This window comes from Microvirga sp. HS2, assembly GCF_055792805.1.
This window is the reverse complement of the sequence record NZ_JBVVAJ010000028.1, coordinates 1-23,537: the sequence shown is the minus strand read 5'-3', so window position 1 is coordinate 23,537 and position 23,537 is coordinate 1. Positions and strand designations below refer to the sequence as shown.

The window sequence follows — 23,537 nt, the reverse complement described above, 5'->3', positions numbered from 1 at the left end:
ACCCATCCGGGAATCGTTAAGCTGGGCGATTCAAAGTGTAGGGTGTGAGGTCGTGGGAATGCACCGAGGCTTGGCCGCTCTCCACCGTGGTGCCGTTCAGGGGTTGGTCTTTCTGACCTTGTGCCTCCCCGCCCTCGCCCAGCAGCAGCCCGTTCCGACAGCTCCCCCAGCCGCCGCCCCGAAGGATGACGGCCAGTGGACCATGCCGGCAAAGAACTACGCCAGCACCCGCTACAGCGAGCTCGACCAGATCAACGCGGAGAACGTGAAGAACCTGCAGGTGGCCTTCACGTTCTCGACAGGCGTCAACAAGGGCCAGGAATCCTCGCCGCTCGTGGTCGGCACCACGATGTACGTGCTCACGCCCTATCCGAACATTCTCTATGCGCTCGACTTGGCGCAGCCGGGCGCGCCGCTGAAGTGGCAATACAACCCGAAGCCGGATTCCTCCGCGCAGGGCGTCGCCTGCTGCGACGTCGTCAACCGCGGCCCGACCTTCTCGAACGGCAAGATCTACTTCACGACCCTCGATGCCCATGTGGTGGCCGTGAACGCCGACACGGGCGAGGAAATGTGGAAGACGAAGCTCGGCGACATCAACAAGGGCGAGACCATGACGATGGCTCCCCTCGTCGTGAAGGACAAGGTCATCGTCGGCATTTCGGGCGGCGAATACGGCGTGCGCGGATGGATTCAGGCGCTCGACGCCAATAGCGGGCAAAGCGTCTGGAAGGCCTATCACACCGGCCCCGACCAGGATGTGAAGATCGGCCCCAACTTCAAGCCGTTCTACGACAGCGACAAGGGTCAGGATCTCGGCGTTAGCACCTGGCCGCCGAACGCCTGGGAACAGGGCGGCGGCACGGTCTGGGGCTGGATCTCCTACGATCCGGACCTGAACCTCATCTTCTACGGCACCGGCAATCCCGGCCCCTGGAACTCCAATCAACGCCCCGGCGACAACAAATGGACGGCGGGCATTTTCGCGCGCGACCCGGATACGGGTGAAGCGCGCTGGTTCTACCAGACCGCGCCCCACGATCTTCACGACTGGGACAACATCAACGAGATGATCCTGCTCGACATCGAGTGGGAGGGAAAACCACGCAAGGTGTTGGTGCACCCGGGCCGCACGGGCTTCGTCTACGTGATCGACCGGACCACGGGCGAGGTTCTCTCCGCCAAGCCCTTCCACGCGCTGACGGCGGTGACCGGGGTCGACCTCAAAACGGGACGGATTCAATACAATTCCGAGAAGGATCCGGTGAACAACCGCGTCATCCGCGACATCTGCCCGACCGCGCCCGGTTCAAAGGACTGGAATCCCAGCGCCTTCTCGCACAAGACCGGCATTCTCTACATCCCGCACATGAATATGTGCATGGACTGGGAGAGCGTGGAGCCCAACTACATCGCCGGCACGCCTTATGTCGGAGCCGAGGTGCGGATGTTCCCAGGGCCGGGCGGGCATATGGGCGAGTTTTCCGCCTGGGACATCCGGGAGGGCAAGGAACTCTGGACGATCAATGAGCGATTCCCGCTGTGGAGCGGCGCCATGGCCACGGCAGGAGACGTGGTCTTCTACGGCACCATGGATGGCTGGTTCAAAGCCGTCCACGCCCGCAGCGGCGAAGTGCTGTGGCAGTTCAAGACGGGCTCCGGGATTATCGGGCAGCCCACCACCTATCGCGGTCCCGACGGCAAGCAATATGTCGCCATACTCTCCGGCGTCGGCGGCTGGGCGGGCTCCATCGTCTCGAACGATCTCGACCCGCGCGATGGCACGGGCGCGGCTGGATTCGTCAATGCGATGCGTGATCTGAAGAACGCCACGACGAAGGGAGGGACGCTGTATGTCTTCAAGCTTCCTTAAACCCGTTCTCGTCGCGGCTCTTCTCACGGCCGGCTCTGCCGAAGCCCGGGAGCTGAAGGTCTGCGCCGATCCCAACAACCTGCCCTTCTCCAACGACAAGGGCGAAGGCTTCGAAAACAGGATCGTCGATCTGATCGCTCACGATATGAATGCCACCGTGACCTATACCTGGCGCGCCCAGCGCAGGGGTTTTCTGCGCGAGGGCCTGAAAGCGGAAGCCTGTGACCTCGTGCCGGGTCTCCCGAGCAACATGGAGGGTGTGCGCACCACATTTCCATATTACCGCTCCTCCTATGTTTTCGTGACGCGCGTGGACGAGGCCCCGCCGCAATCCTTCAACGATGCGCGTCTTCGCGACATGAAAGTCGGAGTGCAGCTCGTCGGCGACGACGGCTGGAACACGCCGCCCGCCCATGCGCTCGCCAAGCGCGGGATCATCGAGAACGTGCGCGGCTTCAGCCTCTATGGCGACTACAGCGAGCCGAACCCGCCTGCCCGGATCATCGAGGCAGTGGCCGACAAAAAGATCGATGTGGCCATTGCCTGGGGTCCCCTCGGAGGCTACTTCGCAACGCGGGAATCCACTCCGCTGAAGGTCACGCCGGTCAGGCCCCTCTTCGATGGCCCGCAGCTGCCGATGGCGTGGGACATCTCCATGGCCGTCCGGAAGGAAGACGACGCGCTGCGCTACGAGATCGAAGGCACGCTGACCCGCCTCAAGCCGCAGATCGACGCTATTCTCGAGGAATACGGCGTCCCGCGTCTCGACAAGCCCGCGAAGAATGCGGAGGTCCGGCCATGAGGTCTCTCTGGTTGATCCCGCTCGCAGCACTTCTGCTCACGGCCTGCGAACGCGAGAAACGGGAGTTCCGCCCGCCGCAGGTATCCGAGGAAACGGACGAGAAGATTGCCCTGTCGTCCCTCTCCCCCGGGTCGTCGGCGCCGACGCAGCAGACCTCGGACAAGGGAAAGGAATATGAAGAGAGCGCCTACCACATCAGCGAGGGCCAGAAGCTCTACACCTGGTTCAACTGCAACGGCTGTCACGCCAATGGCGGGGGCAACTCCGGCCCGGCGCTAATGGATGACCGGTGGATCTATGGCGGCTCGATCGAGAATATCGTGCACACGATCCGCGAAGGCCGCCCGAACGGAATGCCGTCCTTCCGCGGCAAGATCCCCGACGATCAGATCTGGGAGATTGCCGCCTATGTGCGCTCCATGGGCCGCTACACGCCGAAGGCCGCGTCTCCCTCACGGAAGGACGACATGAGTCCGGGCCCGGCCGAGTCGCGCCGCCCTCCGGCGGAGATGAATCAGGGCGGAAGCGTTCCACCATCCGCGCAAATGCCTCAGTGAGGCATCGATGCGCATGCGTCCGCTCCTCATTACTCCGATCGCCCTGGCCCTCTCAGGATGCTCCGGCTGGCAATCTGCCCTGGATGCGCATGGCCCTCACGCCGACAGCCTCGCGCGGCTCTTCTGGATCTTCCTTGCGATCCTTGGCACGATCTGGACGGTGACGATGGTCATGCTCCTCTTCGCGCTGCGCCGCAGGCGCGCGCCGGGCGAGGATCCGCTCATGACGAGGCCGGGCACGGAGCGGCGCATGACGATCGTCGTGTCCTCCGCCGTGGCGCTGACCGCACTCATCGTCATATCCCTGACGGTCGTGAGCTACGGTGCGCAGAGCGTGCTGTTCGGCCACAGGGACGGGCCACTCACTCTGCTGGTGACGGGCCAGCAATTCTGGTGGAAGGTGCAATACGAGGATGCCTCGCCCGCCCGCACTTTCACCACCGCGAACGAGATCCACATTCCCGTCGGCGAGAAGGTTCTGATCAAGCTCGAAGCGAGCGACGTCATCCATTCCTTCTGGGTGCCGAGCCTCAACGGCAAGATGGACGCCATCCCGGGCCGCCAGAACCAGATCGAGGTCCAGGCCGACCGGCCGGGCGTCTATCGCGGCCAGTGCGCCGAATTCTGCGGCTGGCAGCATGCCCATATGGGGCTGCTCATCGTGGCCGAGAGCAGGCAAGACTTCGAGCGCTGGCGCGACGGGCAGATCAGCGCGGCGCAGACACCCGACGATCCCGAAACGCAGAAGGGCATGGAAATCTTCATGACCAAGCCCTGCATCATGTGTCACGAGATCCGCGGCACCTCCGCCGGCGGCAAGGTCGCGCCCGACCTCACCCATGTGGGCAGCCGCCAGTACATCGGCGCGGGCACCCTGCCCACGACCCGCGGCAACATCGCCGCCTGGATCATCGATCCACAGCGGATCAAACCGGGCGTGCACATGCCGCTCATCCAACTCGCGCCGGAGGAGATCCAGCCGCTGGCCACCTACCTGGAGAGCCTGAAGTGAGCGATCTTGCTGCCGGCAAGGACGAGTTGCGCGACACCCACCTCAGCGACGCCGAGCTCTCGGCGCGGCTCGCCAGGACCTGGGGCACCGCCAAGGGGATCATCGGCGCCCTCTCCACGGTCGATCACAAGATCGTCGGCCGCCGCTACATCTTCACCGCCATCTTCTTCCTCTTTCTCGGCGGCCTCGCCGCGGTCGCCATGCGCCTGCAGCTCGCGCGGCCCGAGAGCCAGCTGATCGGGCCCGATCTCTACAACCAGCTCTTCACCATGCACGGCACGACGATGATGTTCCTCTTCGGCGTGCCGATCGGCGAGGCCTTCGCCGTCTATCTCGTGCCGCTCATGGTCGGCACCCGCAACATCGCCTTCCCGCGCCTCAACGCCTATTCCTACTATGTCTATCTCTTCGGCGGCCTGATGGTCTGGATCGCCTTCATGCTCAATATCGGGCCCGATGCAGGCTGGTTCGCCTACGTCCCACTGTCGGGGCCGGAGAACGCGCCCGGCAAGCGCGTCGATTTCTGGGCGCAGATGATCACCTTCACGGAGGTCTCCGGCCTCGCCGTCGCGGTGCAGATCGTCGTGACGGTGTTCAAGCAGCGCGCGCCGGGCATGACCCTCGACCGGATTCCGCTCTTCGTCTGGGCGGAGCTGATCAACGCCTTCATCATCATCTTCTCCCTCCCGGCCGTCGTGACCGCCTCGGCGATGCTGATGATGGACCGGCTCGTCGGGACCCATTTCTTCAATCCGGCGGAGGGCGGAGACGCCCTGCTTTACCAGCACCTGTTCTGGTTCTTCGGACACCCGGAGGTCTACATCATCTTCATCCCGGCGACGGGCTGGGTCTCGGCCATCGTGGTCACGTTCTCGCGCCGGCAGGCATTCGGCTATCTCCCCCTCGTGCTCTCCATGATCTCCGTGGGCTTTCTCTCCTTCGGCCTCTGGGTGCATCACATGTTCACCACGGGCCTGCCCCAGCTCGGCGCGAGCTTCTTCACCGCCTCCAGCATGCTGATCGCCATTCCCAACGGCATTCAGATCTTCTGCTGGATCGCGACCCTCTGGGACGGGCGGCCCGTCTTCCGCACCCCGCTTCTCTTCGTCGTCGGCTTCTTCTTCATCTTCGTGCTGGGCGGGCTGTCAGGCATCATGCTGGCCTCGGTGCCGCTCGATACGCAGGTACACGACACCTATTTCGTGGTGGCGCATTTCCATTACGTTCTCATCGGAGGCAATGTGTTCCCGCTGCTCGGCGCCATCTATTACTGGTTCCCGAAATTCACCGGGCGCATGATGAGCGAGCGCATCGGGAAATGGCATTTCTGGCTCGCCTTCATCGGCTTCAACATGGCCTTCTTTCCCATGCACATCACCGGGCTCATGGGCATGCCCCGCCGGGTCTACACCTATCAGCCGGAGATGGGCTGGGAGACCTACAACATGATCTCCAGCATCGGCGCGCTCATTCTGTTCGCAAGCTTCGTTCTGTTCCTCTACAACATGGTCTCGAGCGCCCGCCGGGGCCCTCTGGCGGGGGACAATCCCTGGGGCGCGGGCACCCTCGAATGGGCCACTGCGTCGCCGCCTCCGCCGCAGAACTTCAACCGCATTCCCTTCGTCACCAATCGCGAGCCGCTCTGGGCCGAACGGGAAACGCTGCCCGTGGTGACGGGGCTCGCCGTCAGGAAGCGCGAGCTCGTCATCACGACCGTGTCGGAAGCCAGGGCCGACCTGCGCGAAAGCTCTCCCGATCCATCCATCTGGCCGCTCCTGGCCGCGATCGCCACCACTATCACCTTCGTGTCCTCGATCTTCACGCCCTGGGCCGTGGCGTGGGGCGGCCTCCTGGTGGCCTTCACGCTGACCGGATGGTTCTGGCCCAAAGGCAACCCGGAGGATGAAGGATGAGGCACCACCCGGTCCAGGACGTCTCCGGCCTGCCCGATTATGCCTTCGGCCCCCGCATGACGACATGGTGGGGGACGCTGGCCTTCTGCGCCGTCGAAGGCATGGGCTTTGCGATGGTGATCGGGGCCTATCTCTATCTCGCCTTCATCAATCCGCAATGGCCGCTGAGCGCCCCCGCGCCGGGGCTCGTCTGGTCGGGGATCTTCACCCTGGTGCTGCTGGCGAGCCTCTGGCCGAACCACATGGCCGGAAAGAGCGGAAAGAATCAGGATCTTCCCAGGGCCCGGCTCTATCTCGTCATCATGAGTCTGATCGGCGTCGTGCTGCTCGGCATTCGCTACTTCGAGTTCTTCAGCCTGAACGTGCGCTGGGACCAGAACGGCTACGGCTCGGTCGTGTGGCTGCTGCTGGGCCTGCACACGCTGCACGTTCTGACGGATCTCGGCGACACCATCGTCCTGACCGTGCTCATGTTCACCCGCCACGCGCACGGCAAGCGCTTCAGCGACGTGGAAGACAATGCCTTCTACTGGAACTTCGTCGTGATCACATGGCTTCCGATCTACGCCCTGCTCTACTGGGTTCCGAGGATGTGAGGCGCTCATGATGGCCACTCTTCGCACGGGCATCCCTTCGGCGGGCATTTTCCTCGGCCCCCTGGCGTGGCTCTTCAATACGCAGCTCAACTACGCCCTGGTGCCCTGGATCTGCGCCCATCAGGTGCGGCTCGTTCCCGTCGTCGCCTTTGCGGCGGCGCTGGTCAGTCTGGCGGGAGGGTTCCTGTCCTGGCGCGCCTTCAGGCTGTCGCCCGTCACGCCGCAGCCCGACAGCACGGGCGCGGGGCGGCCCCACCGCTTCACGGCTCTTGCCGGCATGGCGATCGCCGCCCTGTTCACGGCCGTCATCGTTCTCCACGGCGTGGCAGGCCTCATGTTCCACGGATGCGAGCGATGAGCGTCCTGTTTTCGTGGCTCTTCCTCCTCATCCCGACGGCCGCCCTTGCTCACGGCGGCGACCATCACCTGCCCTCCCCATGGGCCCTCGAGACCTGGGTGGCAGCGGCTCTCTTCGCTTCGGCCGCTCTTTATCTGGCAGGCGTCACCCGCTTGTGGCGCAAGGCCGGGATCGGGCGCGGCGTCCGCGTGTGGCAGTTCTGCTGCTTCCTGATCGGATGGCTCCTGCTCGCCGTCGCACTCGTCTCTCCCGTGCACGCCCTCGGCGAGCGGCTCTTCACGGCGCACATGATCGAACATGAGATTCTGATGGCGATCTCCGCCCCGCTTCTGGTGATGGCCCGGCCGATCGGCGGAATGCTGTGGGCCCTGCCCCCGGTCGGGCGGCGCATCGCCGGAAAGATCGAGCGCAACCGGATCATCGCCCGCATCTGGTCCATCCTGATCGATCCTGCCGCCGCAACGCTCATCCATGGCGCCGCCATCTGGGTCTGGCACGTGCCGATCCTGTTCAATGCGGCGCTGACGAACCCTCTCCTCCACGGGCTGCAGCACATCAGTTTCTTCGCCACGGCGATCCTGTTCTGGTGGGCGCTCCTGCGCGGAAAGGCCCGCACGCACGGCTACGGCGCGGCGGCGCTCTATCTTTTCTTCACGGCGCTTCATTCGGGCTTCTTGGGCATCCTGATTTCCGTGACGAAGACGCTGATCTATCCGGGCCAGACCGCCGCCGCTCCGGAATGGGGGCTCAGCCCTCTGGAGGACCAGCAGCTTGCAGGCTTGATCATGTGGGTTCCGGCAGGCGTCGTTTACGCGGCGGCGGCCCTCGTGATGGTGGGGATCTGGATCCACCGGTCGAGCGCCATGTCCACCTCGGGAGGAGTTCATGCCTCGCTTCCTCGGTAGAACCGCCTTCACCGCCCTCGGAGCCCTGGCCGTCGGCTATTCCCTGGCCAAGCGCACGGGACAGCCACGGGGCACGAGAAAAACCTCCGCGCCGGAGTCGGCCTTCACCCCCTTCGTCGAAAGGCCCTATCGGCTGCCGCGCAGCGGTGTGATCGGGTTCGTTCTTCTGTTGGTGGCGATTGCGGCAGGCTATGTGGGCTACGCCTATATGAATACCCGCGAGCGGGAGCGGCTGGCCGAGAGCATGACAGGGGGAGACCTCACTCGCGCCGAGGCTCACTTCGTGCGCTATGGCTGCGCCGGCTGTCACACCATTCCCGGGATCGCCCGCGCCAATGGGCTCGTCGGGCCTCAGCTCAATGCGATCTCGCGGCGCGTCTATATTGCGGGGATGCTGCCGAACTCGCCGGAGAACCTGATCCGGTGGATCGTCAACCCGCGCGACGTGAATCCGAACACCGCCATGCCCGTGACCGGCATCTCGGAGGACGAAGCGAGGGACGTGGCAGCCTATCTCTACTCGCTGCGGTAACACCATCGGCCATTCGCAGTTGACCTTGCCATGGTTGGAAGGTCCACTTCACGAGCAACGTGGCTCCATGGAGGTTCAATCATGCGCACTGACCTGACGATCAGCCGAAGGGCACTTCTGACCGCTCTCCTCGTATCACCCGTCGCGTTGCAGGCCGCTTCGGCGGGCTCTTCTCCTGCAATGGTCGTGGCAAAGGACCCCAACTGCGGCTGCTGCGGCGCGTGGGTCGATCATGTCCGCTCGTCCGGATTTGCCGTCGAGGTCGTGGAAACGCCGGAGATGAACCGTGTGAAGGCGCGCCTCGGCGTGCCGCAGCAACTCGCCTCCTGCCACACGGCGGAGATCGGCGGCTATGTGATCGAAGGTCATGTGCCTGCGGACGCGATCATGCGCCTTCTCCAGGAGAAACCCGATGCAAAGGGCCTCGCCGTTCCTGGGATGCCGGTAGGCTCACCCGGCATGGAAGTCGCGGGCATGGAGCCCGAGATCTTCGAAGTCATCCTATTCGGCCCGGCCGGCCAGCGGCCCTTCGCCCGCTACAAGGGAGACAAACCGGCCTGACGCAGGTCGGGAACACGGAGAAGGCGGGGTCGTTGGCCGTTCGTGTCTTGGCTTGTTCAACCCCGTCTCGTGAACGATCCCTTCGGCGATCCAGGCGCATTTCTCGATTTCCGGTTTGGACGCCGGGCGATCCTGTTTGATCTGGGAGACGTGAGCGCGCTCTCCTCGCGCGAATTGCTGCGGGTGAGCCATGTCTTCGTCTCCCATACCCATGTCGACCACATCGCCGGCTTCGACCGCCTGTTCAGGCTGTGCCTCCATCGCCCCTCGCCGCTCGTCCTCATCGGTCCTCCGGAATTCGCCGATCGGATCGAGCATCGGATCCGCAGCTTCACCTGGAACCTGCTGGATGAGAACTCGGTCGATTTCTGCCTCCGCGCCATGGATTACGATGGTTCCCGCCTCCTGAAGGCGGCCGAGTTCCATGCTCGTGAGGCCTTCAGGAGGAGGGACGTGCAGACGCCGCAATTCCCGGAGGGGCTCGCATGGGCGGAGGCGGATTTCGTGATCGAGGCCGTTGCCCTCGATCACGGCATTCCATCGCTCGCCTTCGCCTTGAGAGAAGTGATGCAGGTGAATGTGTGGCGCGGCGTCCTGTCGGAGATGGGGTTGCCTCCCGGTCCTTGGCTGAACGAAGCGAAACAAGCCGTTCGCCGTGGAATGCCGGACGACCATCCGATTCCCGTGCCCGACGGCAGGATCCTCAGGCTCGACGATCTGAAGCATCGCGCCCTGCGCATGGCTCCGGGTCAGGTGGTCGCCTACGTCAGCGACGCCGCGCCCCATGCGGAGAACCGCGCCAAGATCGTTCAGCTGGCGAAGAACGCGGACCAGCTCTTCATCGAGGCCGTGTTTCTGGAATGCGACCGGCACCTCGCCGAAGCCTCGCGCCATCTTACGGCATGGGAAGCGGGCGCCCTTTCCCGTGAGGCCAACGTGCGGCACGTGACGCCCTTTCATCACTCGGCGCGCTACATTGCCGAACCCGACGCGCTCCGGCAGGAGCTCGTCGAGAGTTTCCAGGCGGGCGAAACTCGATCCCTGAGCGCGTGATCGGATCACCGCGCCGCGAAAACCGCATCGTGGATTTGGTCCGGATCCGGACGCTTCTTGGACTGGAACCGCAGGACGCGGTAGCCGCAGGATTTGAGGATCTGGTCGCGCTTGGCGTCGCGCTTTGCATCGTGCGAACGGTCATCGAGCTCGATCAGGGCGATCACCTCCATGTCGCGGGCGATCACCCAGTCGACGCGGGCGTTGGAGATCTGCTTGAACGCGACCCAGAAGGTGCGGCTGCCCTCCCGCGCATCGGGACGCACGAGAGCCAGAAGCGGCACCTGCGGCCAGATCTCGCAATCGGGAAGCGCCTGGAGAAGGCGCTGATAGAATTCGCGCTCGTTGGCGGTCATGACCGATGTGCGGCGATACCGCACACGGCGCACCCAGACGAGCGCGACCAGGAACGCCAGAACGAGCAGGGCAATGCCCGCAACCCATGTCCAGGACATATTCTCGACCATCGTTTCCCCCTCCCGATCGCAAGCCCTTCCATCGTGAACCCTGAAGCCATGTCTGTCCGCGACAGGCTTTCGGTTCATGAAACCGAGCCGTGTGGTCCCGCGTCTTCTTATTGCCAGGTTGAAGCCTTGGGGAGAGTGAAGATGGACCTCAATCGTCGCGCCTTTTTTCTGGGCCTTCCCGCCGCAGCCGTCTGCTCCAGCCTTCCGGTCGGCCCGAGCCTCGCTCAGCAGCTGGGGTCCCGCTCGGTCTATCGGGCGATCTACGCCCCCATCGAGGACGACCTCTATCCGGTTCCGGGCGTGGATCTATCGCGGATTAATCCCAATTACCTGCGCCGGGTCGTCGCCTATGAAACCGACGAGCAGCCCGGCACCATCGTGATCGATCCTCAGAGCCGCTACCTTTATCTCGTCCTGCGGGACGGCATGGCCGTCCGGTACGGCGTCGGCGTGGGACGTTCCGGCTTCAGCTGGTCCGGCACGGCCGTCATCAAGAACAAGCAGGAATGGCCCGACTGGTACCCCCCGAAGGAAATGTTCGGACGCCAGCCCGAGCTGATGCGGCAGATGGGCGAACTGCCCGGCGGGCCCGGCATGCCCGGAGGTCCCGGCAACCCCCTCGGCGCCCGCGCCATGTATCTCTGGCAGGGCAACAAGGATACGCTCTATCGCATTCACGGCACCTTCGAGCCCTGGACCATCGGCACCAACGTCTCGTCCGGCTGCATCCGCATGATCAATCAGGATGCCATCGACCTCTACAACCACACCCCTCTCGGCGCGAAGGTGGTCGTTCTGGGATCCGGAAACAGGCGGGGGCAGCATACCGCACGGGCTACTTAGCAGCACGAACGAAGTATTAAGCCTATTTTTGCCATGGTTGACCGCCAAACCTCTCGTAAGGGTAGCGGGATAAAACCACAATGCGGGACATCATGGCCCGACCGGAACGGTCGTTCGGCAAACATTGCGCGGCAGATGTGCTCGCAGACACTGGCGGGCACTTCAGGAAAACGAGCCTAAAGATTGCTTATCTTCTTGTCGGGGCGGCTAGTCTGCTTGCCCTGTACCCGTCGAACGCAACGGTGCAGGCGGAGGGTGAGACACGCACCCTGAGCTTCGTCCACACGCATCGTCAGGACAGCGTCACCATTACCTTCCGCAGGAACGGGCAATACGACGAACAGGCCCTGAACCAGCTCAACTGGTTCCTTCGCGATTGGCGCAACGACAAGCCCGCGCGCATGGATCCGCGGCTCTTCGACATCCTGTGGGAGGTCTATCGCGAGTCCGGATCGCGACAGCCCATTCACATCATCTCGTCCTATCGCTCGCCGGAGACGAACTCCGCCCTGCGGCGCCGGTCCAGCGGCGTGGCGGAAAACAGCCAGCACATGCTCGGCAAGGCCATGGACATCCGCCTACCTGACGTGCCCACCGATCGGCTTCGGGAAATCGCCATGCGCATGCAATATGGCGGCGTGGGCTACTACTCCTCCTCTGATTTCGTGCATGTGGACACGGGTAATGTCCGCGCTTGGCCGCGCATGTCGCAGCAGCAGCTCGCGCGCCTCTTCCCGGATGGAAAGACCGCGCACCTTCCCTCCAACGGGAAGCCGCTCCCCGGCTATGAGCAGGCCAGAGTCGAGATCGCGGCCCGCAACGCCACCCTCGCCCAGCAGGCTTCAGCGGGCGGCGGCTCCATCGGCACGCTTCTCGCGAATGTCTTCGGACGGAAGACGCCACCGCAGCCGCAGACCCCCGCCCCGCAGCAGCCGACATTGGTTGCCTCCGCCGCGCCGGAGAGCGTCGCGCCCCCCGCGCCCCTGCCGCCGCAGCGGCCGCAGGACCTTCTGCCTCAGGTCATGCCGCAGGTCGTCGCATCGGTCGAGCCGCCGGTGCCGCCGGCCCGGATCGCGCTCGCCGCGCAGCCGGGCGGCCAACTCAAGGCCTCCTTCGAGCCGATCCTGGGCTACAACGTGAAGGCTGCCGTGCGTTCCCTCTTCGAGCCAAAGACCGCATGGCTCGATATCGGGTTCTCGGCGGACTCCCTCGAAGAGCTGAGTACGGTGCGCTTCACGGGCCCGGCGATCAAGCCTCTTCCGCGACTTGAACAGCAGGAGCCGCCCAGAAACGTATGGGCGAACGCGGGCTGATAGGATCCCGATGAGCTAGATGGCCGCCGCGAAGACGACGAGCGAGGCGACCGCAAAGGCGAGGAACCCGATTCCCGCAATGATCCAGTGGACCGGGGGCAGCGTCTCGGCCGGGGCCCGAGGCTGCTCGGGAGGTGGAGCCTTCACCGTCTGCTGAGGTCTCGCCTCCGGCGCCCTGCGCTTCGCTCGAGGACCGGGGAAAGGAATGATCTCTGCGCTCGGTCGCGGCAATGGCGCCGGTTTCGGGTCGGCTGAAAGCAAACTCTCTTCGAGTTCGACCGGAACGCCTGTCTCCTCCAGATGAACCACGACCTGCGCGATCTCTTCCGCGCTCATGCGCTCGATGGGGAGGCTGGCGCGAAGATCTTCCGTCGTCAGGTGTCCCCGCTCCCGCCCGAGGGAGACCAAACGGCCCAAAGTATCGCTGTCGAATGCCGGCTGCATGAGGACATCACCTCAAGGTTCTACAAGGCTTGACAGGCTAACGCCGCAATCTGTCGAGGCGTTGCACGCCGCGGGAGATTGTCCGGCAAGATTTTTTGAAAGCGGCCGCTCAGGCCCAGCCGTTTCAGTTCTTGGTCGCGCCCGAGGCCTCCTCCAGCGCAGCCTTCTGCTGGCGGACCTGCTCGGAGAGCTGCTCGGCGATCGCAGCGAGACGGGCCGCCGCCACATCCTTCCCGAGCACCTCGACCTGACCGGCAAGGCCCACGGTGAGCAGAGATTCGAAGATGATGTCGGCCGGCAGGCCCTTCTTGATCAGCTCGATGGCGAGCTTCTGCCACTGATCGGCGAGCTGGATGCGGAGAGCGGAGGTGTCATCTGTCATGAAACGATCCATACATGATCCGGCGCATTCTGTCCCCGGCAATCGTCCCGGATCCGGACCTGTCACTCAGCTTACACAGAAGCCTCTTAAGTCCATCCTGTCACACGAGACGGAGAAGCCAAATGGACGAGCACAAGGGTCGCCTTCGCGCGAGCGAGCTGGAGGATTCCGGCGATATCGGCGTCAATCCGACGGGAAACCTCACGATGGGCGAGATCATCGCCGCCCGGTTCAACCGGCGTGATTTCCTGCGGGGCTCCCTGGCCGTGGCCGCCATTTCCGCTACGGTCGGAACGCGGGCTCTGGCCGCGAACGGGCAGCCGGACAAGATGGCCGGGACGGGCTCCTTCGATTTCGCGGAGATCGAAGCCGGCGTCGATCAGACCCATCACGTGGCCGACGGCTACGATGCCCAGGTGCTGCTGCGCTGGGGCGACCCGATCTTCGCCGACGCCCCCGAGTTCGACCCCATGAATCAGACGGCGGAACGCCAGGCCCGCCAGTTCGGCTACAACAGCGACTTCATCGGCTTCATTCCGCTCGACGGTTCGAGCGAACGCGGCCTTCTCGTCGCGAACCACGAATACACCAACGAGGAACTCATGTTCCCCGGAATCGGCGTTCAGGATTCCAAGGACGTCAACTTCGCGAAAATGACCAAGGAGCTGGTGGATATCGAGATCGCGGCCCATGGCGGCGCCGTGGTTGAAATCCGCCGGGTCGACGGCAAGTGGCAGGTGGTCAAGGACTCCAAGTACAACCGCCGCATCACCGCCGACACGCCCATGGAGATCACGGGACCGGCGGCCGGGCACGAGCGCATGAGGACCGGCGCCGATGCGAGCGGTCGTCAGGTTCGCGGCATGATCAACAACTGCGCCGGCGGCGTCAACCCCTGGGGTACCTGGCTGAGCTGCGAGGAGAACTTCAACGGCTACTTCTGGGGCAAGGCCGGAGACGACCATCCCGAGGCGAAGAATTGCAAACGCTACGGGATTGGCACACCCGCCTATGCCTGGGGCAAGTTCTACGACCGCTTCGATCTCGCCAAGGAGCCCAACGAAGCCAACCGTTTCGGATGGGTGGTCGAGATCGATCCCTTCGACCCCGCCTTCGTGCCGAAGAAGCGCACGGCTCTGGGACGCACCAAGCACGAAGGCGCAGCGGGCATCACCAACAAGGATGGCCGTTACGTGATTTATCTCGGCGACGACGAGCGCTTCGACTACGTCTACAAGTTCGTCACCGCCGGAAAGGTTGATCCGCAGAACCGAACCGCCAATCTCGGCCTGCTCGACGAGGGAACCCTCTACGTCGCCAAATACAACGCGGACGGCACGGGGACATGGCTGCCGGTGGTTCACGGACAGGGACCGCTCACCGAGGCGAACGGCTTCAGGAGCCAGGCCGACGTGCTCATCGAGACGCGCCGCGCGGCGGACCTTCTCGGCGCCACCAAGATGGACCGCCCGGAGGACATCGAGGCGAACCCGCAGACGAACCGCGTCTATGTCATGCTCACCAACAACACCCGCCGCAAGGAAGAGCAGGTGGATGCGGCGAACCCGCGCGCGAACAACGCATTCGGTCATATCGTCGAGATGATGCCGGAGGGTGAGGACCACGCCTCGACCGCGTTCAAATGGGAAGTCCTGGTCAAGTGCGGAGATCCCTCCGTGGCTTCCGTGGGAGCGACCTTCTCCTCCGAGACCACGAAGAACGGCTGGTTCGGCATGCCCGACAACTGCGCCATCGACAGCCAGGGCCGCCTCTGGATTGCAACCGACGGCAACAGCGCGAAGGCCACGGGCCGCGCCGACGGCCTCTGGGCGCTCGAAACGGAGGGCGAGCTGCGCGGCACGTCCAAGCATTTCTTCCGCGTTCCGGTGGGCGCGGAAATGTGCGGCCCGTGCTTCACGCCCAACGACGAGTCGCTGTTCCTGGCGGTGCAGCATCCCGGCGAGCCCGAGGACGGCGTTGCGGCGAGCTTCGAAAATCCGATCACCCGCTGGCCGGATTTCAAGGACGGCGTGCCGCCGCGCCCTTCCGTTCTCGTGATCACCAAGAAAGGCGGCGGCAAGATCGCCTGATCCGCACCGGCATCGTCGAGAACCGGCAGAGGAGCCCTGCGGCTCCTTTGTTCGTTCAGGGAGCGGACACACGAAAAGCAAAGATGGGGCGTCGATTCCACGCGAGTGGAAACGGCTCAGAGCCGCATCACGAGGATGTCTTGAAGGGAGCAAATCTTTGAAGGGAGAAAGTGGCGCGGGCGACGGGGCTCGAACCCGCGACCTCCGGCGTGACAGGCCGGCACTCTAACCGACTGAGCTACGCCCGCGCATTTTTCTATCCATCGCTTCGAACCGGGGCCCGACATTTCTGCGGTGGAGGCCGCGCTGATACGGGTGATTGGCCGAGCTGTCAAATGTTGTTTTCATCATCCACAGCCCGGACCGCTTTTGAGAGGACGGTCCCGTCGATCAATCCCGCGTGCTGATGGAGAACACTTCGTAGCCGGCTCCATCCAGCACGCGCACCGCCTCGATCTCGGGGTCGCGGGATTGAGGCCTGCGGGCGAGCGAAAACACCTTGGCGGCGCGCTCCTTCGCCTTCTCCACGGAATCGGTGCGGACCATGATCCGCCGGACCACTCCACCGCCCGCCTCCTCGGAGGCGATGGTCTCGATGCGAAAAATTTCAACCACGCAGGTGGAACTCCCTCTTGGACGAATGCTCCATGATCACGCCTCCCGGCGCTGGAGCTTGTCGAATTTCTTGATCAGGCGATCCCGTCTCAGCCTGGACAGGCGATCGATCCAGAAGATGCCGTCGAGCTGATCGATCTCGTGCTGGTGGCAGACGGCCATCAGGCCCTCCGCCTCCTCCTCATGCTCTCCGCCGTCGAGATCGCGATAGCGCACCCTGACGCGGGCATGCCGTTCGAGCTCATCGGTCACGCCGGGCATGGCGACGCTCCCCTCCACATGCCGGATCATCTCCGGCGAGGCCCAGATGATCTGCGGATTGACGAAGCTCCGAGGAGAAGGATCGGACTCGAGCTGAATCACCACGAGCCGCTCGAGCACTCCGATATGGGGAGCCGTGATGCCGATGCCAGGAGCCGCGCGCATGGTCTCGGTCAGATCCTGCGCCAAGTGGCTGAGCGCGCTGTCGAAGCGAGTGACGGGCTCCGCCTTCAGGCGCAGGCGCGGATCGGGATAACGCAGGATGGGACGGATCGCCACAGGCCGGCTCCTTCGCGCGAGCGGATTATTTGTACCGGCCGCCGCGCTGCAGCACTTCGATCTTGTAGCCGTCGGGATCCTGAATGAAGAAGAACTTCGCCAGGAGCTTGCCTTGATGCATGAACTCCTTGATCGGCAGGGGATTTAGGCCGATCTGCGCCAGGCGGGCATGCTCTGCCTCCAGGTCGTCCACGGAGACGGCGAGGTGGCCGTAGCCGTCACCCAGGGCATAGGGTTCGGTGCGGTCGTGGTTGATGGTCAGCTCGACCTCGAACTCGCTTTCCGGATTGTGCAGATACACCAGGGTGAAGCCGTCGAATCCGAGCCGCTCCGCGACGCCGAGGCCGAATGCCTTGCCGTAGAAGTCGAGCGAGCGCTGTTCGTCCAGAACGCGGATCATGGAATGAATGGCTTTTGCCATGGGAAACTCTCGCCTAAATCGAAGCCTTGAAAAGCGCAGGACGCTTCGGGAACGGGCTTGGTCCAGCTACAGCCCATAATCGAGAAAACGTGAACCTGCCAAGCTGTCCGGAGGGCAGCACAGGCCGGAACCATATTTCGGTCCTAATTCTTGACTTGGCACGGAGGCATCACACCCGCAACCCCTTATCGCCTCCGCCAACTTGGAGCCCCGTTCAGCCCGCTTTGGAACGGGGCTTTTTCATGGGCGGGTCACTTGTCCAGCATCTCGGCGATCGAGCGGATGCGGTTGCGGACATAGCTGGGCAGGCCCGCGCTAATGGAATTGCCGGTGTTGAATGAGCTCTTTCCCATGAGCACCTGCACGGGGATGAGGTTGCGCAAGACGGGCACGCTCGCGAACTCCTTCTTCTGCTGCAGAACGTCCGTTTCAATGCCCAGCGCCATGAACACGGTCGCGAGCGTTTTCGTCCGGTCCGCCGGATCGGGTTGGAGGACGGCGAGCAGCTTGCCGAACTGCATGACCTGATTCACGTCGAACAAGGTCTGTTCGAGCACGCCCGCCACGGGCCCATCCACATTGGTGAGCTTCGCGAGACCCGCCTGGTCGATCTCGGACTGGGGCAGAACTCTGATCTCGCTCTGGAACTCCATGAACTCGGAAATTTTCTTGCCGCCCTCCTCCAGCTTGTTGACAAGCCGGATGCCCACCGGAAGGCGCCCTTCGAGGGGATAGCGGGATTCGATACAGAGGCTCTGCGGGGCCTCGCACCAGCGCCGGTCCGGATTACGGTTATGGGCGCTCTTCGGATCGATGTTGGGGCGCGCCTGATCGGCCGTGATGCGGTGGTGGCGGATCGAGGGGTCGAGCCGCTCCACGACGTCGAGCGTGACGAACCGGTTGAGATCGATCGCATCCGCGGGCTTCGAGATGAGAAACCGCGTTGCCACCACGTACATGTGGAGCTTTTCGACGTAAGGCTTCTCGATGCCGTGTACCGAAACCTTGATGCGCGGCTCCGTATAACCGGGAAAAGGGCTCAGGAAGCGCTTCTGCAGCGGCTGCTCCCGCGCCCAATCCTCGAACTTCATGAGGCCGGTCTCGCCGTCCGCGATCCTGTCGTCCGGACGATCGCTGAACAGGATCGTCCTCGGCTTCATCCGCGCGGGGGACACCGCCGTGACCGACGGCACCTCCTCTACCCGAAACTCCTCGGCCGCGGCCTGCGAGATGGACAGGGATAGAGCGGCCAGGGCGATCAGGCGCCGGCAGCGGAAAAGACGTGCTTTCATCAATAAACCCGTTGGTAGCCCCAGGGATAATCGGGATCGACCCGGTGCGGTCTCGAACGAGGCTCGTCCTCCCACCACCCCCGCGCGCCCGGTTCCGGACGGCGCTGTGCGGGGGCGTTCTGACGGAAGGAATCCAGCCAGCTCTGCCCGGGCATATACGGCGCCTCCTCATAGGGACTGGATGCGCCGAACTCGTCCCCATCGCTCCAAGGGTAGGGGTTGGGATCGGGATTGCGGAAGGCATAGACCTGGTCCTGAGGCACAAGGCGGTATTGCGTCTCGCTCAGGCGTCCGAACCAGTTGAGCCTGAAATATTCCATGAAGGCTCCACGCTGTCCGTCCGTGACGCGGTCGCCGGAATTGAGGTCGATCGGCAGGGCGACAAGCTGCTTGGCGGCCTGGGGCGACGGCGGGCTCAGCGGTGTTTTGGGCACATGCGACCGCCAGGCCGCCTCCATGATGTCCTTGAAGATCGGGGCCGCCACCTTCGCGCCGGTCTGCCCGCGTCCGAGCGTCCGGCGCTTGCCGTCCGCGTTGTCGTGCCCCACCCAGACCGCGACCGTGATCTCGTTCGAGAACCCGACGAACCATGCATCGTTCTCGTCGTTCGACGTGCCGGTTTTGCCACCGACATAAGGCGCAAGAGCCCTCAGGTTGCGTGCGGTGCCCCGTTCCACGACGCCCTGCAGCATGGATTTCAACTGATAGAAGGTGGCGGCATCGGCCGAGCCGATCCGGACGAGGGACGGCGCCTTGCGGCTGTAGATGCGACGTCCCTGCTCGTCGATGCTCTCGAAGGCATGGGGCACCGGCATGGCTCCCTCGTTGGCGATGGCGGCATAGAACGCGGCCAGATCGATGATCCGCACCGGCTGCGCGCCGAGCACGAAAGGATAATGTGGCGTGCATTCGAGATAGAGTTGCGCCTCCAAGGCGAGATCGCACACGTCCTTCAGGCTGCGCGCGGGATCGGACTCGATGCCGCCGTCGAGCAGGCGGGCGGTCACCAGGTTCTTCGAGTTCTCGAACGCGCGCCGCAGCGTCACGATGCCGCCTCCGCCTCCGTCGTAATTCTTGGGCGACCAATAGTCCTGCCCTCGGGCATTGAGGCTTCCATTCACGGGCGGAAGGGTCACGGGCGCGTCCCACACCAGGGTGTTGGGCTGGAGTCCCTTCGAAAGAGCGGCCAGATAGACCAGCGGCTTGAATGCGGAGCCGGGCTGGCGCTGGGCCTGCGTCACGCGGTTGAGCTGGCTCAGCGGATAGGAGAAGCCGCCGGCCATCGCGAGGATGCGGCCCGTCCTGTTCTCCAGAACAACCGCCCCGCCCTGCACGGACGGCGGCACGCGCAGATCGGCGCGGATGGCGCCCTTGCCTTTCTGCTCGACGACGCGCACGCGCACCACGTCATAGAGTCTCAGGTCGCGGCGCGCGGCGTCCCAGGCATTGAGCGGCAGCACGCGCCCGTCGGACAGGCCCACGCGCAGGATGCCTGCGCCCTTCTTAGCCCCCCCGCCCTTCTCGATCACCACGGCGGCGGGCCAGTGGACGTCATAGAGAGGCAGCCGCGCGCTTTCGAGCGCCCTGCGCCAGGACGGCGTCCCGTTGTCGTCCTTGGCGCCGTCGAGCGCCTTGACCGCGTCGGCGAGATTGGCCTCCGCCGCCTGGAATCGCTGTCGGCCGATGCTCATTTCGTAACGCGCCAGCCCCTCCTGCAGGGCCGACTCGGTCGCCTGCTGCAGGTCCGAGTCGATCGTCGTACGCACCGTATACGAGTCTGCCGTCAGGCTTTCGATCCCTGCAAGGCTGCGTGCATCGCGCTTGAGATGATCGACGAAGTAGAAGCCGCTGTCCCGGCGCGGGCGCTCGAAAGGAATGCGCGGCGGCAGGGCAGCGACGGCCTGCCGCACCTGCTCGGCGTTGAGGAAGCCGTCCTCCTGCATGCGGCTCAGCACATAGGCCATGCGGTCTCGCGCCCGATCGGGCTGCGTGTCGGGGTTGTAATAATTGGGTCCCTTCGCGAGCCCCGCGAGAAGTGCGCCCTCGGCGACGGAGAGCGCTTTCGCGCTCTTTCCGAAATAGCTTTGGGCCGCCATTTCAATTCCCCAGGAACTGCGCCCCAGATAGATGGAGTTGAGATAGATCTCGAGAATCTCCGCCTTGCTGAGCAGTTTCTCGGCGCGGGCGGCGACGATCATTTCACGCATCTTGCGCTCATAGGTCACGTCGTCGCCGACGAGCAGGTTCTTGGCCACCTGCTGCGTGATGGTAGAGCCGCCGGCCGGCCGGCCCGGATCGGCGAGATTGTTCATGAAGGCGCGGATCACCCCGCGCTCGTCGACTCCCGAATGCTGGTAGAACCGCTTGTCCTCCGCCGAGACGAAAGCCTGCTGCACCGATTTCGGAATATCCGCGAGCGACACCCAGATGCGCCGATGATCGGGCTCGTACATTTCAGCGAAGCGCTTGCCGCTGCCGTCCAGAAGCACGCTGACGCCGGGCAGCCTGAGCCCCTTCAGCTGCCCCGCATCGGGAAGATCGGCCACGGCATTGTTGTAATAAGTAATCACTTCGCCGAGATCGACGGGCGAAGGCTCCACCGTCTCGTTCTTGCAGAACAGCCGGTAGCTGGCGTGCAGATCGTTGAAGCTCAGGCCCTGAAGAATCTTGAGATCGCCGGCGACCGCCTGCGGATCGTCCATGGCGGTGGTGATCAGATCGTCGAGATTGATGTCCTCGATGTCGAAGGCGCGCCGCATATGCGCGCAGCCCTGCTTGAGAATCCCGGCCACCTCCTCGCGATCCCGCACCGGATCGAAGGAAGTCTTCACCGCGTCCGGAGTCACCAGAACCTGGCTCAGGGTGAGAGCCGTCGCGAAGATCTTGACGAGGATTGCGCTCATGCCGCCGCCATCATGGAACGATCCTGCTCATTCGAATGCCCGGTTCGCGATGAAACCGACCGGCAAGCGGCCGACCCTCTCACCCTGTCGGAAGAAGGCTGAATGAAAGCTGGATAGTACGGCTGTTTTAGGACCGGCATGAGGGTCCATATGGAGCGGGAAGGCCAGGCTTCACAGCCTGGCCGATCGGAATTTCCGCCCTAGAGCATTTTTCGGCGAAGTGGATCCGGTTCGCCGTCAAAAATGCGGAACAGCAAAGGAAAGAGCTGATTCCACGCAAATGGAAACAGCTCTCGCGCATCGGATGTGGAAAGTGGAAACCACTTTTAGGACCCATCCGATGATCCGCAACGAACGATGCATTACCCCCGGCCGACGAAGGGCATCTTCGTCGCCATGACCGTCATGGTGAGCACGTTCGCCTCCAAAGGCAGGCCTGCCATGTAGACGACTGCCTCCGCCACGTGAACAGGATCGATGGTCGGCTCCGACATGACGGTTCCGTTTGGCTGCAGAACGCCCACCGACATTCTCGCGGTCATGTCCGTCGCCGCATTGCCGATATCGATCTGCCCGCAGGCGATGTCATAGGCCCGGCCATCGAGCGACGTGGATTTGGTCAGGCCCAGGATGGCGTGCTTCGTCGCCGTGTACGGTGCGGACAAGGGACGCGGCGCGTAAGCCGAGACCGAGCCGTTGTTGATGATGCGTCCGCCTCTCGGGTCCTGCGCCTTCATGATCCTGAAGGCTTCCTGCGTGCAGAGGAAGGCGCCGGTCACGTTGGTGTCGACGACGCTCTGCCATTGCTCCAGCGTCAAATCCTCCAGAGGAACCGCCGGCGCGCCGACGCCGGCGTTGTTCACGAGCAGATCGAGTCTGCCGAAGGTCTCTTTCACTCTGGAGAACAAGGCCTTGACCGAAGCAGCATCCGAGACGTCGGCGGCGACGAGAAGGGGCGTCCCACCGATCTCCTGCGCCGCCTTCTCGAGCACCTCCTGCCGGCGTCCCGCCATGACTACATTGTAACCCTCGCTCAGAAGAGCGGCGGAGATCGCCCTGCCGACGCCCGTTCCCGCACCGGTGACGATCGCGACCCTGGAATTCTTGCTCATGTTTTCCTCCTTGTGGAACCGGCCAAGCTTTTTCGCGTTCGCATTCTGCCAATCGGAAAGGAGTCCGTCATGCGCAATCGTGTCCTAAGCTCGGCCGCCACTCTGGCCGTGATCACCCTTCCCCTCGCTCTCGCCGCCTGCCAGAGCGGGACTGCTTCGGGCGCCGCGGGCGGCGCCGTGACGGGCGCCATCGTTGGCGGTCCGGTCGGCGCTGCCGTCGGCGGCGTCGCCGGTGCGGCCGTCGGCGCAGCCCTGTCCCCTGAGGAATCCACCCGCGTCCGCAGCTACGTGGTCGCCCAGCGCCGTCCGTCCATCCGCGTTGCCGAAGACGTGACGGTCGGCCAGCCGCTCCCGCCTCGCGTGCGCCTCTATTCCGTTCCGCAGAGCGTCGGATTGGCGAATCCCTACAGCTATACCATCGTGAACGACCGCACCGTCCTCGTCGATCCCCAGACCCGCACCATCGTCCAGGTGATCGAATAACCCCCGCATGCCTTCCGGATGAGGCGGCTCGTGGGAGCCGCCTTTTCCTGCGCGGACGATCGCTCCGCCAGAGGAGCCCGTCGGACACGACCAGGGCGCAAGACCGCTGCCCTGCCCTCTCCTGGCTCCAAGACCCCTTTATATGATGCTCGCGAGGAAGCGCGTCCTCGGGCAGCCCGGGCACTTGATTCTCCTCTTGCATAAAAAACCGAATCGCTTATATCGGCGCAACCCAGCGCGAAGCCCCCGCGGCGTCGCGCTTCTTTCATTCCGGATAACGCAGCAATCGGCTCAGGCAGCGCTGCAGGAGCAGGAAAGCTCGCGCCGGAGCCGGCGACGAAGCTTTCGTGTTCGGCGATCCAAGAGCCTTTTGGCATTGGCGGGGCGACCTGCGGTGTTTTGGGGCTCCTCTGGAGCATATCCTTCAGTCTTCGCCGGCGGGTTTGGCCCGTTCGGCAGGTTCAGCCTGG

At 64.0% G+C, this 23,537-nt stretch carries 24 protein-coding genes and 1 tRNA gene; 15 read left to right on the top strand and 10 right to left on the bottom strand.

The annotated features are described in order from the left end of the window. The first annotated feature begins 58 nt into the window (after positions 1-58). From ACS5Q0_RS20325 to ACS5Q0_RS20275, 11 genes are all read left to right on the top strand, one after another. Positions 59-1,873 carry a methanol/ethanol family PQQ-dependent dehydrogenase gene (locus ACS5Q0_RS20325; protein WP_473128466.1) on the top strand — a complete coding sequence of 605 codons (1,815 nt, stop codon included), beginning with the start codon at positions 59-61 and terminating at the stop codon, positions 1,871-1,873. Continuing rightward, entirely contained in the window at positions 1,854-2,675 is an 822-nt protein-coding gene (locus ACS5Q0_RS20320; RefSeq protein WP_473128465.1) for a substrate-binding domain-containing protein, read from the top strand. The genes ACS5Q0_RS20325 and ACS5Q0_RS20320 overlap by 20 nt, the downstream gene beginning before the upstream one ends. Then, positions 2,672-3,232, top strand: coding sequence for a c-type cytochrome (locus ACS5Q0_RS20315; protein ID WP_473128464.1), 561 nt, complete (start codon positions 2,672-2,674; stop codon positions 3,230-3,232). The genes ACS5Q0_RS20320 and ACS5Q0_RS20315 overlap by 4 nt, the downstream gene beginning before the upstream one ends. A gap of 7 nt (positions 3,233-3,239) precedes the next feature. Next, the gene (coxB, locus tag ACS5Q0_RS20310) at positions 3,240-4,244 is read left to right on the top strand and encodes a cytochrome c oxidase subunit II (RefSeq protein WP_473128463.1); all 1,005 of its coding nucleotides are present in this window, start codon (positions 3,240-3,242) and stop codon (positions 4,242-4,244) included. Beyond that, a complete protein-coding gene (gene ctaD, locus ACS5Q0_RS20305) occupies positions 4,241-6,157 on the top strand; it encodes a cytochrome c oxidase subunit I (RefSeq protein ID WP_473128462.1) in 1,917 nt (638 codons plus the stop codon). Before coxB ends, ctaD begins: the two co-directional genes overlap by 4 nt. Next, a complete protein-coding gene (locus ACS5Q0_RS20300) occupies positions 6,154-6,753 on the top strand; it encodes a cytochrome c oxidase subunit 3 (RefSeq protein ID WP_473128461.1) in 600 nt (199 codons plus the stop codon). Before ctaD ends, ACS5Q0_RS20300 begins: the two co-directional genes overlap by 4 nt. Before the next feature lie 7 nt (positions 6,754-6,760). Further along, complete coding sequence (locus ACS5Q0_RS20295) at positions 6,761-7,111, top strand: hypothetical protein (protein ID WP_473128460.1); 351 nt, start codon at positions 6,761-6,763, stop codon at positions 7,109-7,111. Beyond that, positions 7,108-8,016, top strand: a complete 909-nt coding sequence (locus ACS5Q0_RS20290; RefSeq protein WP_473128459.1) for a cytochrome c oxidase assembly protein — start codon at positions 7,108-7,110, stop codon at positions 8,014-8,016. The genes ACS5Q0_RS20295 and ACS5Q0_RS20290 overlap by 4 nt, the downstream gene beginning before the upstream one ends. Next, entirely contained in the window at positions 7,997-8,548 is a 552-nt protein-coding gene (locus ACS5Q0_RS20285; RefSeq protein WP_473128458.1) for a c-type cytochrome, read from the top strand. Before ACS5Q0_RS20290 ends, ACS5Q0_RS20285 begins: the two co-directional genes overlap by 20 nt. Positions 8,549-8,629: 81 nt before the next feature. Continuing rightward, complete coding sequence (locus ACS5Q0_RS20280; protein WP_473128457.1) at positions 8,630-9,109, top strand: DUF411 domain-containing protein; 480 nt, start codon at positions 8,630-8,632, stop codon at positions 9,107-9,109. 42 nt (positions 9,110-9,151) lie between these two features. Next, positions 9,152-10,162, top strand: a complete 1,011-nt coding sequence (locus ACS5Q0_RS20275; RefSeq protein WP_473128456.1) for a ribonuclease Z — start codon at positions 9,152-9,154, stop codon at positions 10,160-10,162. Positions 10,163-10,167: 5 nt separating this feature from the next. Here ACS5Q0_RS20275 and ACS5Q0_RS20270 read toward each other — a convergent pair whose 3' ends face one another. Beyond that, a complete protein-coding gene (locus ACS5Q0_RS20270) occupies positions 10,168-10,629 on the bottom strand; it encodes a DUF2726 domain-containing protein (protein WP_473128455.1) in 462 nt (153 codons plus the stop codon). Between the two features lie 141 nt (positions 10,630-10,770). Between ACS5Q0_RS20270 and ACS5Q0_RS20265 the strand changes: the two genes are divergently transcribed. Both ACS5Q0_RS20265 and mepK read left to right on the top strand, forming a co-directional pair. Continuing rightward, positions 10,771-11,472: a L,D-transpeptidase gene (locus ACS5Q0_RS20265; RefSeq protein ID WP_473128454.1), complete on the top strand. Its 702-nt coding sequence runs from the start codon at positions 10,771-10,773 to the stop codon at positions 11,470-11,472. Between the two features lie 80 nt (positions 11,473-11,552). After that, complete coding sequence (gene mepK, locus ACS5Q0_RS20260; RefSeq protein ID WP_473128453.1) at positions 11,553-12,785, top strand: peptidoglycan L,D-endopeptidase MepK; 1,233 nt, start codon at positions 11,553-11,555, stop codon at positions 12,783-12,785. A gap of 15 nt (positions 12,786-12,800) precedes the next feature. Here the strand turns inward: mepK and ACS5Q0_RS20255 are convergent, their stop codons facing one another. After that, positions 12,801-13,229 carry an RNA polymerase sigma factor region1.1 domain-containing protein gene (locus ACS5Q0_RS20255; RefSeq protein WP_473128452.1) on the bottom strand — a complete coding sequence of 143 codons (429 nt, stop codon included), beginning with the start codon at positions 13,227-13,229 and terminating at the stop codon, positions 12,801-12,803. A gap of 124 nt (positions 13,230-13,353) precedes the next feature. Beyond that, positions 13,354-13,611, bottom strand: coding sequence for a hypothetical protein (locus ACS5Q0_RS20250; protein WP_473128451.1), 258 nt, complete (start codon positions 13,609-13,611; stop codon positions 13,354-13,356). Between the two features lie 122 nt (positions 13,612-13,733). Between ACS5Q0_RS20250 and ACS5Q0_RS20245 the strand changes: the two genes are divergently transcribed. Then, positions 13,734-15,701: a PhoX family protein gene (locus tag ACS5Q0_RS20245; RefSeq protein WP_473128450.1), complete on the top strand. Its 1,968-nt coding sequence runs from the start codon at positions 13,734-13,736 to the stop codon at positions 15,699-15,701. A gap of 171 nt (positions 15,702-15,872) precedes the next feature. Here the strand turns inward: ACS5Q0_RS20245 and ACS5Q0_RS20240 are convergent. The 7 genes from ACS5Q0_RS20240 to ACS5Q0_RS20210 form a co-directional block, all read right to left on the bottom strand. Continuing rightward, positions 15,873-15,949 (bottom strand) — tRNA-Asp (locus ACS5Q0_RS20240). 142 nt (positions 15,950-16,091) lie between these two features. Then, positions 16,092-16,316, bottom strand: a complete 225-nt coding sequence (locus ACS5Q0_RS20235) for a hypothetical protein (protein ID WP_473128449.1) — start codon at positions 16,314-16,316, stop codon at positions 16,092-16,094. 36 nt (positions 16,317-16,352) lie between these two features. Beyond that, complete coding sequence (locus ACS5Q0_RS20230) at positions 16,353-16,856, bottom strand: peptide deformylase (protein ID WP_473128448.1); 504 nt, start codon at positions 16,854-16,856, stop codon at positions 16,353-16,355. A gap of 25 nt (positions 16,857-16,881) precedes the next feature. Then, positions 16,882-17,277, bottom strand: coding sequence for a VOC family protein (locus tag ACS5Q0_RS20225; RefSeq protein WP_473128447.1), 396 nt, complete (start codon positions 17,275-17,277; stop codon positions 16,882-16,884). A 251-nt stretch (positions 17,278-17,528) separates the two neighbouring features. After that, on the bottom strand, positions 17,529-18,569 hold the full coding sequence (locus ACS5Q0_RS20220) for a hypothetical protein (protein ID WP_473128446.1): 1,041 nt from the start codon (positions 18,567-18,569) through the stop codon (positions 17,529-17,531). Continuing rightward, entirely contained in the window at positions 18,569-21,472 is a 2,904-nt protein-coding gene (locus tag ACS5Q0_RS20215; RefSeq protein WP_473128445.1) for a penicillin-binding protein 1A, read from the bottom strand. The genes ACS5Q0_RS20220 and ACS5Q0_RS20215 overlap by 1 nt, the downstream gene beginning before the upstream one ends. Positions 21,473-21,834: 362 nt before the next feature. Next, positions 21,835-22,584 carry an SDR family oxidoreductase gene (locus ACS5Q0_RS20210; protein ID WP_473128444.1) on the bottom strand — a complete coding sequence of 250 codons (750 nt, stop codon included), beginning with the start codon at positions 22,582-22,584 and terminating at the stop codon, positions 21,835-21,837. A 69-nt stretch (positions 22,585-22,653) separates the two neighbouring features. Here ACS5Q0_RS20210 and ACS5Q0_RS20205 point away from each other — a divergent pair, with 69 nt between their 5' ends. Then, entirely contained in the window at positions 22,654-23,067 is a 414-nt protein-coding gene (locus ACS5Q0_RS20205) for a DUF1236 domain-containing protein (protein ID WP_473128443.1), read from the top strand. The last annotated feature ends 470 nt before the right edge of the window (positions 23,068-23,537 follow it).